The organism is Brucella pecoris (assembly GCF_006376675.1).
In the GTDB taxonomy this organism is placed as follows: Bacteria; Pseudomonadota; Alphaproteobacteria; order Rhizobiales; family Rhizobiaceae; genus Brucella; species Brucella pecoris.
The window spans coordinates 1-13,184 of the sequence record NZ_VEWK01000007.1; the positions used below are offsets into that span (position 1 = coordinate 1).

A 13,184-nucleotide genomic window follows, 5' to 3' on the forward strand; every position below is an offset into this window, starting at 1 on the left:
AATTCTCGCTGCTTCAATTCTAAGTCTCCTGTCAGTCTTGTCTAACAGAAGCCCTCCATTTTTGAAGGGGAAGTCCAGTCACCAAAAAATTCAAGGTGAAGGCTGACGGCGATTTAACGATCTCGCTCACCGTAGAAAACCGGGACGGAGCGAAGTTTGGCAGCCCGCAGGAGCTACTCAACCGCTTCCTCGGCGACCTTACCTTCGACCCGCTCTCTTTCTCCCGTATGCGAGCTCAGGATCAGGTCAAGGCGCTCCGGTCTCTGGTCAAGGACTACGACTTCGATGCCGCTGACAAGGAATCCAAGGAGCTTTTCACCGAGCGCACGGACGTCAACCGTTCGATCCGCGACCTGAAGGCTCGTATCGAGTCCATCGTCATCCCTGAGTGCGGGGTCTCTGAAAAGGTCAGCGTTGAAGACCTCGTGCAGGATCTTCAGAAGGCCATGGACCACAACGCCGCCGTGACCGCCGCCGAAAGCAAGGCGCAGGCCATCAACGGCGACATCGAGCGCACCCGCAACTCCATCGCCAACAAGAAACAGGCGATCAACGACCTCCAGCATGCGCTTAATCAAGAAGAGCTGCGGATCGAGGAGCTTAACGACGAGCTTGATGGCATCGAGATCGCAGACCGCATCGATACCAATCCGATCCGCGAGAAGATTTCGGAAGCGGATGAGATCAATGGCGCTCTGACCCAAATCAAGGCCCGCGAAGAGCTCGTCGACCAGATGAAGGCTCTCCAGCAGAAGAGCGACGAGCTCACCAAGGGCATCGATGCTATCAACCAGGCATCCGCAAACGCCGTCGTCGCAGCGAACCTGCCCATTGCCGGCCTTCAGCTCACGGACGAGGCTGTCATCCTTAACGGCCAGCCGTTTGAGCAGGCAAGCGACGCCGAGCAGCTCCGCGCATCTATCGCGGTGGCGGCTGCGATGAATCCGACGCTCAGGGTTATCCGTGTACGTGACGGCTCACTGCTCGACGCGGACTCGATGGCCTTGCTGACCGAGTTTGCACAGGAAAACGACACGCAGGTGTGGATCGAGACGGTTTCGTCCGGCCGCGAGACGGCTGTGGTGATCGAAGACGGGCACGTCGCCTCTGGTTTGGAGGCTGCAGAATGAAGATCATCGCGCAAACAGACAGGGCGTATCTCGTTGAAATGACAGATGACGAGATCGTAAGGGCAGCCGGTTTCTCCTCCACATACAACGATGAGTGGGCCAAGCAGAACGGCGGTAGGCGAGATCCAGTCATAGGGTCGGAGCTCAATGTCAATGCAGCCTACATGTTTCATTCCCGGATCTCAGGGGCGCAAGAGAAGTGCGTCCAGTCCGCCGGGTTCCTTCGCGGCTTGGCTGACATGATCGAACGGTCACTGCCTGACGTCATCACCCAACCTGAAGTATCGAACAGAGAGGAGTCAGCGTCATGACCGACCTCAACTTCATCCCTAATGCCGACGGCACATACACCTTGCCTCCAGGCATTTACTTCGACCTGCCAGAAGACGTGTACCACGCTGATACTTCGCTCGGCTCGACGTCCATCAAGGATTTGGCATCCAAGCCATGCAAGTGGCAGTACGACCGGCTCCGTCCTCGTCGCGAAGTCGAGCAGGAATACCTGATCTGGGGCAGCGCATGGCACTGCCGCGTTCTGGAAGGCAAGGAAGAGTTCGATAAGCGGTATGCAAAGCCGCCGCGACCGCATGACTACCCGGAAGCGTTGAACACGACCGACCAGATCAAGGACTTCCTTCGCATGCACGGCCAAAAGCTCACCGGCACCAAGCCTGAGCTGACTGCAAGGGCGCGCGAGCTTGATGAATGCCCGCCATTCTTCGACGAGATCCTTGCACGCTGGCAGGCCGAGCATCCGAACCATGTCGAGCTGACTGACCGGCAGGTGGTCGAGATCGAGGACGCCGTTGCGAACATGGAGCGTGATCCGATCCTCACTTCCGTCATGACGGCTGGCTCTCTGGTCGATGGTGCCGCTGAAATGTCCATCTTCTGGGTGGATGAGCGAGGAATCCGCCGCAAGTGCCGCCTCGACTACTCGCTTGCCCCTGCTGGTGAGCGCGTCAAGTCTCTGATCGTCGACCTGAAATCGTTCAACTCGTTCAAGGGCGGCTCGGACGAAGAGGCGGCAGTGCTCAAGGTTCACGAGATGGCCTACGACGTGCAGGTCGCCGCGTATCTGGAAGGATATGTGGCCGCACGCAAGCTTCTCGAGCAGGGAATGATCTTCGGAACGCCTCCGCGAGGGGAATACCTGCATTCGTTCCTGCACTCGCAGGGGATCGATTGGGTATGGGTGATGATGCGCCGTGACAACGGCATGGTGCCGGTCACGCTGTCCGTCGACACCGAGGACAAGATGTTTGTCCACGCGAAGAACATCGTCGGGGACGCTCTCGATACCTACCGCTTCTATCTCGACCGCTACGGGCCGGACCAGCTGTGGACTCCGCCGCCGAAGGTTCCGCTGCGCCTGAACCACTCCGTCATGCCTACCTACAACCGAGGAATACAATATGAGCAACCTAATCACCGTTGATTCAGTCGGCGGATTTCTTGACCAGATCCGGGGGGACATCGAGCCCCTCGTTATCGACAGCGGCAAGAGCTTCGACCGCCTCAAGTCGGTGTTTCTGATTGCCGTGCAGCAGAACCAGGACATCCTGAAGTGTTCGACGACGAGCATTAAGCGGGAGATCCTGAAGTGCGCTGCAGACGGTCTTGTCCCGGACAACAAGGAAGCCGCGATGATCCCCTACAAGGGGGAGCTTCAGTACCAGCCCATGGTGATGGGCATCATCAAGCGGGTGAAAGAGCTCGGCGGCGTCTTCTCCATCGTCTGTAAGCTGGTCCACGAGAATGACGAGTTCGTGCTCAACGAGGCCGACCCTGACTCCTTGCTCCACAAGTCAAACCCATTCGCCACGGCTAAGGACCGCGGCGCTGTAACTGGCGGCTATGCCGTTTTTCGTGATGACCAGAAGCGGGTGATGCACCTTGAAACTATGTCCATCGAAGACTTCGTGAAAGTGCGCAATGCTTCGAAGGCGCCAGACTCTCCAGCGTGGAAGAACTGGACGAACGAGATGTACCGCAAGGCAGTGCTTCGTCGCGGCTCCAAGTATGTCCCGATCAACAACGACAAGATCCGTGCGCTCCTCGAACGCCAGGACGAAATGTTCGACCAGTTCAATACTGCGCGTCAGACCGAGCGGGTGAATCCATTCACTGGCGAAGTCATCGAGCACGATCAGACCAAGGCCGTCACTGACCAAAGCCAGACTGGCTTCAAGATGGACGCAGGGGCAGCTCAGGAGCGCGAGAAGGAACCGGCAAAGCAATCGCAGCCAAAGTCGGAGCAAAGCGCTGAGTGGGCCAGCCAGACCGGACAAGGCAGCAAGCCGAAGCAGGATGCCAAGAAGGAGGAACCGTCTGGCCCTCCGTCCGCACCTGACGACATCATGATCCAGCGTGAGGACCACGACATCATCCTCGAAGGTTGCGAAAAGCTGCTCGGTATCGCGCTCGACATGGGTATCGACGCCCGCGATCGCCGAGGTGTGCTGAAGCAGGCGGCTCAACATTGGGCATCTGCAACGCCGGACTACGCGAAGCCACTCATGAAGGCATGCATCGACATGACCGATTGGGCAATCAAGCGAGATGCCGACAAGCTGGCTTGGTCAGCCGAGCACGCGATGTTCGTCCACAAGGTGAAGAGTCTTCTCGGCGTCGAGAAGCTGAACGTCGGGAGTTACCCGTGATCGCATAAATCGTGGCGCCGACCTCTCGGCGTCACCCACCTTTCAAGCATGAAAAACGTAGTGAAATTGAGGAATATGCCATGAAGACTTTCGGCGATGAGGCTCGTGACCTCTCATATGAAATCTCCGAACGGGAGCTTGATCTCAGATTACTGACCGAGTTCCAGGCGAAGGGCGGAGGGTTCCGCCTCTCTGTCACCTGCGACCACCCTGATGATTACGTCAGGAACGTCATCCAGAGAATGGGACATGACGAGTTCCTGCTCAAGACGGTCATGAATTACATGGTCAAGCAAGCCACGCTGGACTTGAACAATGCCGTGCTGAAGCTTCGCGCTCACACCATCTCTCACAATTCGACGCAGGTAAGCGAGGCTCGGCCATGAAGATCCGCTGCATCGATTTTGAAACCACAGGGAAGGTTGAAGAGCGGGAGAGGGGGAAACCGGTTGGCGTTTGCGAGTTCGGATTCACCGACGTTGACGGCAGCACTGGCGCTGTAAGCAAGCCGGTCTCCTCTCTCATCAACTGCGGCATCGCCATGCCACCTGAAGCGCGCGCCATCCACCATATTTCAGACGAGGATGTTTCTGAATCACCAACGCCGGACTTCGCGTTCAAGTCTTTGATGGACGGCATGGAACCGGGCGACGTTTTCTGCGCACACAACGCAGCGTTTGAACAGGCGCTCTTCACCGGCAGCACGTTCCCCTGGATCTGCACCATGCAGTCAGCAAAGCATCTGTGGGAAGACGCGCCGGGCTACAGCAACCAGACGCTGCGCTACTGGCTAGGAGTGGATGCCGATTTCGAATGGCCTCATCTGGCAATGCCGCCACACCGGGCCGGGCCCGACGCCTACGTTACGGCTCACATCCTGTCACGGATGGTCAAGGACAAGCATCCATCGGTCCTCATCCAGCTCACCAACACGCCGGTTCTCCTGAAGACCGTGAGCTTTACCAAGGATCATTACGGCAAACTCTGGTCCGACATGGACCGAGGATTCCTCGAGTGGTGCGTCGACCCTCGCAGGGACAACCTCAGCCCCGAGATACGGCACACCGCACGTCACTGGCTCAACAAATTGACGATGTCCGGCACTCCATTCGCATAGGCACATTCCGATGACTTACCAAGTTCTCGCCGTCTACCTGCACGGCACACATGCTGAAACCCAATATTACGTGGCAAAGGATTCCGTCACGGTGCAACAGATCCTGCGGGGCGACGATAGTGGTGTCGTCTGCCTCGTCCTTCAGCCCGAGAAGGCAGGGTTGATTGCTCACTTGCTGAACACTTCCGATGAGCAGCCCAAAGGTTCGTAAGCGGATTCCAGACCGGGTGAAGCTCGAGGCCGCGCTGCGAAGGTTCGGCCTCACGATCAAAGAAGTCGAGTTCGATCACAGCCCGGCTCTGGCGCTCAGACCAATCAATCCTCTGACCGGCGACACGATCCCGCCGGCCAACGACCCGGACCACATCGACATGCTTCTCACCCAGGAGCACCGGGTCAAGACATTCGGGCGAGGGGGAGAGAAGCGGATTACCACCGCCGATGGAGACATCGGAAAGATCGCGAAGGTCCGCAGGCTCACCAAGCAGCAAGAGGCGTACCGCCAGCGCCTTATCGCGAAGGCCACCGGACAGGAACAGCCCCCACGCAAGAGCAAATGGCAAAGCCGTCCACTTGGGAAACGCAAAACAATTCAGAGGGATACATCCGAATGACGATGTTTCGCATTCACACCCGGTCATCTGGAACGTTCGACGTCGAAGCCAAAGACCCGAACCACGCCCGGAAGATCTTCCTGGCTGAGAACGAGAAGATGATCATCACCAAGATCAAAGTCGTGAAGGGATAATGAAATGAGACTGCCCGACTTTCTGCGCCGCTCCGACGATGCTTCCTTCGCAGAGGCAGAGCGCACTATAGCCAGCACACTCCTGACCGACCTCGACGTGCGGACACGCTTAGAACGAGAGCGTGACAATGCTGCGACCCGCCTGGACACGCTTCAGGCGGAGCGTCTGAGGATAGCCGAGCGGATTTCGTCCGCGACCACGGACCTCCGCGAGCTGGATCGCATCATCGCTGGCATGGAAGCGCACCTGCGCACCTTAGATGTACCTTCCATCGTTGAGTACGACCCTGATCAGATGGTCGCCGCGACCGCAATCTGTGCCGAGGAGGTGCGACAGTGATGTACGTTCTCGTCATTTGCGCTGGCATTTCAGCGATGGGCTGCGGGGTTTACGAGCGATCGGAACCGATGACTCAGACCGATTGTTACGGCGCTCTCGAAGCTCTGCGCTTTGATGTCGACGCCTCCGGGGATACCCGCCGCTCGGCTTACGCCCTTTGCAAGCCTGTCAATCCATCACCGGCACCGAAGGGAGAGGGCGAATGAGATCATTCACGACCTACGGCGTCACCCGCACTTTCGGCGGCACAACTTACCGCGTGGAGGGACTCTCGTCCCATGAGGAGGCCCTGATGCGCGTTCACAAGCGCGCTTTCGAGGATGGCAATTGGTCGCCTCCAAAGCTCCGGGAGAAGTGGTGGCAGTTCTGGCGACCGCGTGAGCACGACATAATCGAAGCGCACTTCGCTGCGCTGGAGGCATTGAACGGGGAGGGCGAATGATCATGAGAAGCCGTGTCCCACATTACGTGGCTCGCCGACTCCGCCAGCTCGTCAGTATCATTGAGGATGGCACCAGCCACAAAGCGGACGACCTCGCGGTCATCCTCGATACGTCACCTCGCACGATCTATCGGGACATTTCCCTTCTTCGTCGTCACGGCTGGAATATCCCCGGAGAAGCTGGCGTCGGTTACATCTTCAAAGGGAAGGGGTCTTTCGACGTCCTGTCCGCTGCGGGAGGCGTGTGACAATGGCCCAACTAGTCCCCGTCCCCACACGATAAATCTAAAGGAATCCAAGACATGAGCTCAAACAACGATGCCAGCCATACGGCCCTCGAGGTCTACGTCGTCGGAGACCGCACGATGGAGAAAGTGTTCAGACCTGCCGGGTTAACGAACGTCTCCGATCTGCAGGCAGTATTCGATGCGGTTGAGAAAGCTTTGACAGAGCCGGATCTACCGTTTCGCCACGACGATATCAAGCGCGGGCTGATCCTCTTCCGCACAAGCAACAACGCACACGGCTATACGAACTTCGTATCGTTGACGGCCAAGGTCGACGCTCTCCCGCAGATTGCAAAGGACGAACTGGCGGACCTGATGCGGAGTATTGCCAGTGGGTTGTCACCTGCGTCGGAGGGGGTGAAATGAGCAAGCTATTCAAGGTAAAAGACCCCGGACATTTTGGTGATTGTGTCGTCGGCAAATTCAAGACCATTGATGAAGCCATAAAGTGCGCCGAGGAAGTTCTCGCGGAGTACAGACAGGGTAGCCGCAACGATGGCGAATGGTCCACGGACACCGAAGAAATCAGAGTTGTCCAAGGTGAAACAGTCGTTGCTCGCGCCGTAGAATGCAATGTTATCGAGCGCCCAGACGATGTTGATGAAGACGGCTATTCGCCTTCCGAAGGCCTATGGTTCAACAGCGTAGATCGGTACTGCGATTATAAGATCGAGCGCGTTGCCACCCACCCATCAGGAGGCGACCGTCATGGCGAGTGAACTAGAGCGCAAGGAAGCCTTCCTCAAAGTTTGGTTTGATGCACCTGAAAACATTCATTGGGCGCATGGAATGTCGAATGGTGTGGAAAAGGACATAAGCGATACCTTTGACCGAGCTATTGCCGCTTGGAATACCCGCCCCGCGCCTGCCGCTACAGATACGGGACTGGTGACGGTGGCCGAGAACTTGGCGCGGACCATTTGGGGCTATTTCAAAGGTGGTCCCGAGGCAATCGCTTGGTTTGACAACAACAAATCTCTGGACGGTCCCACGTGGCTTATCGAGCAATGCCGCTCGCAGGCTGGGGATCTATTGGCGGCGGAACGGGCGAAAACGGAGCGATGGCACAAGAAAGCTATGGATGCTGGCGTCATTGTGCATTCTGACGGCACAACCTCTCATCCGATGCGTAAAGAGCTTGACAGCCTGAAAGCCGACAACGCGGCGCAGGCAGCGCGGATTAAGGAGTTGGAGGCAGCTCTTGACCATTCCGAAGGCGATTATTGGCGGTTCTTGCATAATCAGTGTCTGGAATTGGGCCAAGCGCATAAAGCCCTCGAAGCCAAGCTCGCGGCGGCTGAGCAAACGGCACGAGCAGCCCACGAGACGCTGATCGAGATCAATCCATCGAACTACAACCATGATGACGTTTGCCAACTGAATGACGCGAGCGTGGAAGCAATCTTCCTGCTGGCCGATATCCTTGGCGAAACGCATGGGAAAACAAAGGAATGGTGGGACGAACGCCGCGCCGTGCTGGGAGGGAAGCCATGACGGTCTGGTCACCTCAGCAGAATGAAGCACTGTCAACCGCCGGTGCTTGGCTGCGCATTCGGCATCAGCCAACGTTCTACCTTGCTGGTTTCGCCGGAGCCGGGAAGTCCACGCTCGCAATGCACCTCGCCAGTTATGCCAAGGGCGATGTTGCCTTTGCTGCTTTCACTGGCAAGGCGGCTCGGGTCATGCGCTCGAAAGGATGTCGTGGCGCCAAGACGATTCACGCATTGATCTATAACACAGAGGTCAACGAATCCACCGGCGAGGTTCGCGTCACCCTGAAAGATCCTGGCGCCCTCGATAAATACGGCCTCATCGTTATCGACGAGTGCTCGATGGTGAATGAGGAAATGGGCAAGGATCTTCTGTCGTTCGGCAGGCCGGTCCTCGTGCTAGGCGATCCTGCTCAGCTACCGCCTGTCTCGGGCGGCGGTTACTTCACCGCTCGCAAGCCGGACTACATGCTGACAGAGGTTCACCGACAGGCAGCTGAAAGCCCGATCCTCCGGCTTGCAACGGAAATCCGGGAAGGTCGGTACAAGGGAGACGAGATCAACGCCGACGGCTTGATTGTTACCAGCCGGAAGAACCTCGATGGTCAGCTCGTCACTGAAGCCGACGTAGTCATCGTCGGGCGCAATGATACCCGGCAGCAATACAACCGACGCCTGCGCGAGATTGCCGGGAAGACAGATCCGTTCCCGCTTACCGGCGAACCCCTGATCTGCCTGCGCAATGATCGGTTCGCCAAGATATTCAACGGCGACATCCTGACCGTCGGCAAAAAGAAGGTCGGCAAGAAGTCCGTCCAGCTCTGGATGGATGACCCTGAAGGCGAACGCCCAACCACGAAGGTTAGCGTGCGGAAGGAGTTCTTCGAGGACGACGTGGCTGCTGCCAAGCTTCCGTTCAAAGAGGTTCGAGGCACGCAGCAGTTCACCTTCGGCTATGCCATCACTTGTCACAAGAGCCAGGGCAGCCAGTGGGACAAGGTTTGCGTTTTCGACCAGAGCCATGCCTTCCGCGAGGATAGAGATCGCTGGTTATATACAGCCGCCACAAGGGCGTCAGTGCACCTGACGCTCGTTGTATGAAAGGATTTGGAAATGACAGTTTTATCAGCGCAATCAATTCGTAAGCGAAATATCTTCGAGCCGTTTCACGAGCGCACTGTGATGAACGGAATGACTTTCGGACTCGGCCCGGCAGGGTATGACGTCAGGATCGCTGAGGAGATCGTGCTTTACAATGGCAGGTCAGTTCTCGCCAGCACTGTCGAGCACTTCACCATGCCATTCGACTGCTTGGCTTACGTGAAGGACAAAAGCACATGGGCGCGGCGGTTCGTCCTCGTGCAGAACACAGTCATTGAGCCTGGCTGGCGTGGGTTTCTGACTCTTGAGATCACCTGCGACGGGGATCAGATGGTCACAATACCCGCCGGGTCACCCATCGCGCAGGTCGTTTTCCATAAACTGGATGAACCAACAGAAAGCCCATACGCAGGGAAATATCAGGACCAAGCAGCAGGGCCACAGCCGGCAAGACTTGAAGGGCTCTGACCCTTCGCTCCCCTCCAAGTATGGAACCCACGGAAATGAAAACATCAAATCCAGCAACAGCGAATGAAAATCATGGCGGCTCTTCGGGCCGCCGCATCCGTCCGAGTGAGCACGCTCTTCGCATTGCCCTGCGCACAGCCAAGGCTGAAGGCATGGTTGTGGATAAGCTGTGCGTGACGGGTGGGTATATCGAAATCCATTTCGGAGGCGTTGAGGTCGAGTCGTCCGTTGGAAATCATGGAGACCTCGATAAATGGTAGAGGCTGCTATGAAAGTAGAGTTCCCCGGTCTTCTGAAGGAAGCCATGGCGTCCGGGCATATCCGGTATCGCGTCCGCCCGAAAGGCGACAAGACAAAGCGCATACGAATATTCTGCGAGCCGGGTGACGACGACTTTCAACGGCAGTATCTGATCGCTCGCTCAGGGGACCAGCCCAAGCCACTGCAGAAAGCTTCCGAAGTCGCGAAGCCGAAGTCAATTGGATGGCTGGTCTCCAGCTATATGGAATATCTCGAAGCGAGGGTGGTCGCTGGAACTTCCAGCGGCAAGACCCTGAAAAAGAAACGCAATCTTCTCAACCGTCTGCTGACGAATCCTGATCGCGTGATGCTAATTCCGCAGGAAAAGTTATTCGAGATGCAGGACAAGATGGGATCGACGCCAGCCCAGGCCGACGCTTTCATTGAAGCCGTCGGTGTCATGTATGATTGGGCGAAGAAGCGGAAGCTCGTAAGCAGCAACCCGGCAAGGGGCATCGATAAGGTGTACGTCAAGGGAGACGGGGCTACTCCGTGGAAGGCGGCAGACGTGAAGGCATTCTTCGCCAAGCACAAGCCGGGCAGCAAGGCGCACGTTGCCATGTCGGTCCTACTGTGGACCGGTTGTCGCGTCGAGGATCTCACCGTTCTCGGCCGGAAGAACGAATGCGTCATCGAGGGCGTGGAGGCTGTGCGTTGGCAGCCGAGCAAGAAGGGATCTTCCGAAGTGACCGTCCCGCTTCTGCCTGCCCTGAAGACGGCCACCCGCGCGCCTACGGTTCAAGGCGGCACCTATGTTCTTGGTCGTGGCGGCAAGCCCTTTGCAAGCGGTGACAGTATGTCGGCGATGTTTAAGCGGTGGTGCAAGGATGCCGACCTGCCGACGCTGTCAGCTCACGGCGTTCGCAAGGGACTCGCTGAACTGTTGGCCGAGCAGGGCTGCAGCCAATATGAGATCATGGCTATCCTCGGCCATTCCGAAGCAAAAACATCCGAGGTTTATACCCGGAGAGTCGAGCGTTGGAAGCTGGCTCTTGGCGCCATGGAACGAGTAGATGTGTCCCACGCATGGTCTTGATGTGGGACACCTCAAAAACTAAGGTGTTGATTTCTTGGGAGAAAACCACTGCATAAGAGTGGTAAATGGTGCGGTCGAGAAGACTCGAACTTCCACGGGTTGCCCCACAGCGACCTCAACGCTGCGCGTCTACCAATTCCGCCACGACCGCCCGTGGTAGGAGCCGAACTGCGTCGGCGAGTGGGCATTTAGCAAATCACTTTGGGGTGCACAAGCCCCATCTGCCCCTTCCGGCAATCTTTTTGAAAAAGAATGTGAAAAAGCTGGTCCTCGATTATCGCTGATGTAGTTGAAACCCCGATTTTCCGGGCTTTTTCAAAGACTTCTACAAAACCAAAAAAATTCTGAAAAACGTCATTAAACGAGAGCCTTGCAGCGGAAGAAAGGGCCGCGACGGGCATTGAAGAACGAATCCGGCGAATCCAATTCATTCGGATTCGCCGGAATCGTAAAAAAAATCAGCCCGCAATGCCCTGAAGGCGTTTAATATCCTCAAGGCGCTTCAACGTTTCTGTGTATCCGGCATCGATTGCCTCGGATGCGCGATGGAAATCGGCGAGCCCGATCTGTCCCACAATCGGCATCAGCGTAACATCCGGCGGATCGCCAGCCATGCGGGCACGTGAGATACGATCCTGAATGATGTTGAACGCTTCCATCATCACGCCAGTAATGCCGAGACGGGCTTCCTTCTCTCCATGAATGGCGTCCGCAAGCCCTTCCTGGCGCGTTTGCGCATGTTTGATGACCGCGGCGCGACCGTATTGGTCGTAATGCAGATTAACTGCCAAAACGAGGCGTTGCTCATAAGCACGGCACACGGATACGGGCACGGGATTGACAAGTGCGCCGTCGACCAGAACACGTTCCTGCCAGCGCACAGGTTCGAAAACACCGGGCAGGGCATAGGAGGCGCGCATGGCATCGATAAGCGGGCCGGATGACAGCCAGATTTCATGACCGGTGCGCAGTTCCGTGCAGATGGCGACGAAGGGGCGATCCAGTTCCTCGATGCGCAGTCCGTCCAGATGCTCGCGCAAGCGGCCGTCGAGCTTCATGCCACCGAACAGTCCGCTGCCGCGAAACGTAATGTCGAGAAGGTTGAACATGCGTCGCCGGGTGAGACTGCGGGCGAACTCTTCCAGTTCATCGAGCTTTCCGGCCAGATAACAGCCGCCCACGAGCGCGCCGATAGATGTCCCGGCAATCATCTCGATATCGATATTGGCTTCGTCCAGTGCACGCAGAACGCCGATATGTGCCCAACCGCGCGCAGCTCCACCACCCAGTGCCAAAGCTATCCGGCGCGGCTCACGCTTGATTTCAGGCTTTTCGATGATTTCTTCTGTCGGCGGCGCGAGGTCGTTATTCGCAGCCTTCCGCCTCTGCCCCCATGCAAGCATCACGATGGAAACCTCTTCGTCTCGACTTGGAGCATTTCCTGCAAAAGGGCCCAGCAAAAGGCGAAGCGGTTTGCGTCAGGAAATGCGTAGAACAAATAGCTAAAGCGATTCCGACAGTTCCGTTTGACAGGAACCGCTTCAGATTAGCGAAACATAGTATCCAAAGAATAAATGCTGCAAATTGATGGCGCGACTCTTATTCGCGCCATCACATCCTTTTGACCGCAGTTAATGCTCGTGATCGCAGGCCGTTTCCATCGTTAATGATGTTTTTCCGTCGTCCGACAATACCTGCCGATAAAAACAGGAGCGGCGACCAGTATGACAAGTCGGCCCATCGCCTGCGACACGCACTTTCAGCCAAAGCGCATCCTGATCGCAATCCGTGCGCAACTCGACCACGCTTTGCAGATTGCCCGACGTCTCGCCCTTCTTCCAGAGCGTGGCCCGCGAACGGGACCAGTAATGCGCAATCCCTGTTTCCAGGGTGAGGCGCAGCGCTTCCTCGTTCATATGGGCGACCATCAGCAATTCGCCGTCACGCGCATCGGTTACGACGGCGGTGATGAGACCTGATGCATCGAAGCGCGGCAGGAATGCCGCGCCTTCTTCTACGGCCTTCTTGTCGGAAGGCTGGGCGGGAAAAAAGCTCATTGTCT

General features: G+C 57.0%; 23 protein-coding genes and 1 tRNA gene. 20 read left to right on the forward strand and 4 right to left on the reverse strand.

What is annotated here, in order from left to right; genetic code table 11:
* The first annotated feature begins 95 nt into the window (after positions 1 to 95).
* From FIB18_RS13660 to FIB18_RS13750, 20 genes are all read left to right on the forward strand, one after another.
* Complete coding sequence (locus tag FIB18_RS13660) at positions 96 to 1,130, forward strand: coiled-coil domain-containing protein (RefSeq protein ID WP_140021250.1); 1,035 nt, start codon at positions 96 to 98, stop codon at positions 1,128 to 1,130.
* Entirely contained in the window at positions 1,127 to 1,441 is a 315-nt protein-coding gene (locus FIB18_RS13665) for a hypothetical protein (RefSeq protein ID WP_140021251.1), read from the forward strand. The genes FIB18_RS13660 and FIB18_RS13665 overlap by 4 nt, the downstream gene beginning before the upstream one ends.
* On the forward strand, positions 1,438 to 2,568 hold the full coding sequence (locus tag FIB18_RS13670) for a PD-(D/E)XK nuclease-like domain-containing protein (protein ID WP_140021252.1): 1,131 nt from the start codon (positions 1,438 to 1,440) through the stop codon (positions 2,566 to 2,568). Before FIB18_RS13665 ends, FIB18_RS13670 begins: the two co-directional genes overlap by 4 nt.
* The gene (locus FIB18_RS13675) at positions 2,546 to 3,793 is read left to right on the forward strand and encodes a RecT family recombinase (protein WP_140021253.1); all 1,248 of its coding nucleotides are present in this window, start codon (positions 2,546 to 2,548) and stop codon (positions 3,791 to 3,793) included. The genes FIB18_RS13670 and FIB18_RS13675 overlap by 23 nt, the downstream gene beginning before the upstream one ends.
* 80 nt (positions 3,794 to 3,873) lie before the next feature.
* Positions 3,874 to 4,179 (forward strand): hypothetical protein, encoded by a 306-nt coding sequence (locus tag FIB18_RS13680; protein WP_140021254.1) that lies wholly within the window; start codon positions 3,874 to 3,876, stop codon positions 4,177 to 4,179.
* Positions 4,176 to 4,910, forward strand: coding sequence for an exonuclease domain-containing protein (locus FIB18_RS13685; RefSeq protein WP_140021255.1), 735 nt, complete (start codon positions 4,176 to 4,178; stop codon positions 4,908 to 4,910). Before FIB18_RS13680 ends, FIB18_RS13685 begins: the two co-directional genes overlap by 4 nt.
* A gap of 10 nt (positions 4,911 to 4,920) precedes the next feature.
* Positions 4,921 to 5,121 (forward strand): hypothetical protein, encoded by a 201-nt coding sequence (locus FIB18_RS13690; protein WP_109369066.1) that lies wholly within the window; start codon positions 4,921 to 4,923, stop codon positions 5,119 to 5,121.
* Positions 5,099 to 5,524, forward strand: a complete 426-nt coding sequence (locus FIB18_RS13695; RefSeq protein ID WP_210296126.1) for a hypothetical protein — start codon at positions 5,099 to 5,101, stop codon at positions 5,522 to 5,524. The genes FIB18_RS13690 and FIB18_RS13695 overlap by 23 nt, the downstream gene beginning before the upstream one ends.
* Complete coding sequence (locus tag FIB18_RS24830) at positions 5,521 to 5,658, forward strand: hypothetical protein (RefSeq protein ID WP_158295707.1); 138 nt, start codon at positions 5,521 to 5,523, stop codon at positions 5,656 to 5,658. Before FIB18_RS13695 ends, FIB18_RS24830 begins: the two co-directional genes overlap by 4 nt.
* A 4-nt stretch (positions 5,659 to 5,662) precedes the next feature.
* Positions 5,663 to 5,998, forward strand: a complete 336-nt coding sequence (locus FIB18_RS13700) for a hypothetical protein (RefSeq protein WP_109369067.1) — start codon at positions 5,663 to 5,665, stop codon at positions 5,996 to 5,998.
* Positions 5,998 to 6,204 carry a hypothetical protein gene (locus FIB18_RS13705; RefSeq protein ID WP_109369068.1) on the forward strand — a complete coding sequence of 69 codons (207 nt, stop codon included), beginning with the start codon at positions 5,998 to 6,000 and terminating at the stop codon, positions 6,202 to 6,204. The genes FIB18_RS13700 and FIB18_RS13705 overlap by 1 nt, the downstream gene beginning before the upstream one ends.
* On the forward strand, positions 6,201 to 6,440 hold the full coding sequence (locus FIB18_RS13710) for a hypothetical protein (RefSeq protein WP_109369069.1): 240 nt from the start codon (positions 6,201 to 6,203) through the stop codon (positions 6,438 to 6,440). The genes FIB18_RS13705 and FIB18_RS13710 overlap by 4 nt, the downstream gene beginning before the upstream one ends.
* Before the next feature lie 2 nt (positions 6,441 to 6,442).
* Positions 6,443 to 6,688, forward strand: coding sequence for an HTH domain-containing protein (locus FIB18_RS25355; RefSeq protein WP_158295708.1), 246 nt, complete (start codon positions 6,443 to 6,445; stop codon positions 6,686 to 6,688).
* Positions 6,689 to 6,742: 54 nt separating this feature from the next.
* Positions 6,743 to 7,093, forward strand: a complete 351-nt coding sequence (locus FIB18_RS13720) for a hypothetical protein (RefSeq protein WP_140021256.1) — start codon at positions 6,743 to 6,745, stop codon at positions 7,091 to 7,093.
* On the forward strand, positions 7,090 to 7,446 hold the full coding sequence (locus FIB18_RS13725; protein ID WP_140021257.1) for a hypothetical protein: 357 nt from the start codon (positions 7,090 to 7,092) through the stop codon (positions 7,444 to 7,446). The genes FIB18_RS13720 and FIB18_RS13725 overlap by 4 nt, the downstream gene beginning before the upstream one ends.
* Positions 7,436 to 8,221 carry a hypothetical protein gene (locus FIB18_RS13730; protein WP_140021258.1) on the forward strand — a complete coding sequence of 262 codons (786 nt, stop codon included), beginning with the start codon at positions 7,436 to 7,438 and terminating at the stop codon, positions 8,219 to 8,221. The genes FIB18_RS13725 and FIB18_RS13730 overlap by 11 nt, the downstream gene beginning before the upstream one ends.
* The gene (locus tag FIB18_RS13735; RefSeq protein ID WP_140021259.1) at positions 8,218 to 9,318 is read left to right on the forward strand and encodes an ATP-dependent DNA helicase; all 1,101 of its coding nucleotides are present in this window, start codon (positions 8,218 to 8,220) and stop codon (positions 9,316 to 9,318) included. The genes FIB18_RS13730 and FIB18_RS13735 overlap by 4 nt, the downstream gene beginning before the upstream one ends.
* Before the next feature lie 12 nt (positions 9,319 to 9,330).
* Positions 9,331 to 9,786: a dCTP deaminase gene (locus tag FIB18_RS13740; protein ID WP_109369075.1), complete on the forward strand. Its 456-nt coding sequence runs from the start codon at positions 9,331 to 9,333 to the stop codon at positions 9,784 to 9,786.
* Positions 9,787 to 9,821: 35 nt separating this feature from the next.
* Complete coding sequence (locus tag FIB18_RS13745) at positions 9,822 to 10,046, forward strand: hypothetical protein (RefSeq protein ID WP_140021260.1); 225 nt, start codon at positions 9,822 to 9,824, stop codon at positions 10,044 to 10,046.
* Positions 10,040 to 11,122: a tyrosine-type recombinase/integrase gene (locus FIB18_RS13750; RefSeq protein ID WP_167522196.1), complete on the forward strand. Its 1,083-nt coding sequence runs from the start codon at positions 10,040 to 10,042 to the stop codon at positions 11,120 to 11,122. Before FIB18_RS13745 ends, FIB18_RS13750 begins: the two co-directional genes overlap by 7 nt.
* A 66-nt stretch (positions 11,123 to 11,188) precedes the next feature.
* On the opposite strand, the gene FIB18_RS13755 is transcribed toward FIB18_RS13750, so the two are convergent.
* The 4 genes from FIB18_RS13755 to hisI all read right to left on the reverse strand — a co-directional run bounded on the left by FIB18_RS13755 (position 11,189) and on the right by hisI (position 13,179).
* Positions 11,189 to 11,273 (reverse strand) — tRNA-Leu (locus tag FIB18_RS13755).
* A 37-nt stretch (positions 11,274 to 11,310) separates the two neighbouring features.
* Positions 11,311 to 11,553, reverse strand: coding sequence for a hypothetical protein (locus FIB18_RS13760; protein ID WP_140021261.1), 243 nt, complete (start codon positions 11,551 to 11,553; stop codon positions 11,311 to 11,313).
* Between the two features lie 27 nt (positions 11,554 to 11,580).
* On the reverse strand, positions 11,581 to 12,528 hold the full coding sequence (locus FIB18_RS13765) for a patatin family protein (protein WP_140021262.1): 948 nt from the start codon (positions 12,526 to 12,528) through the stop codon (positions 11,581 to 11,583).
* 225 nt (positions 12,529 to 12,753) lie between these two features.
* Positions 12,754 to 13,179 (reverse strand): phosphoribosyl-AMP cyclohydrolase, encoded by a 426-nt coding sequence (gene hisI, locus FIB18_RS13770; RefSeq protein ID WP_140021263.1) that lies wholly within the window; start codon positions 13,177 to 13,179, stop codon positions 12,754 to 12,756.
* Between the last annotated feature and the right edge of the window lie 5 nt (positions 13,180 to 13,184).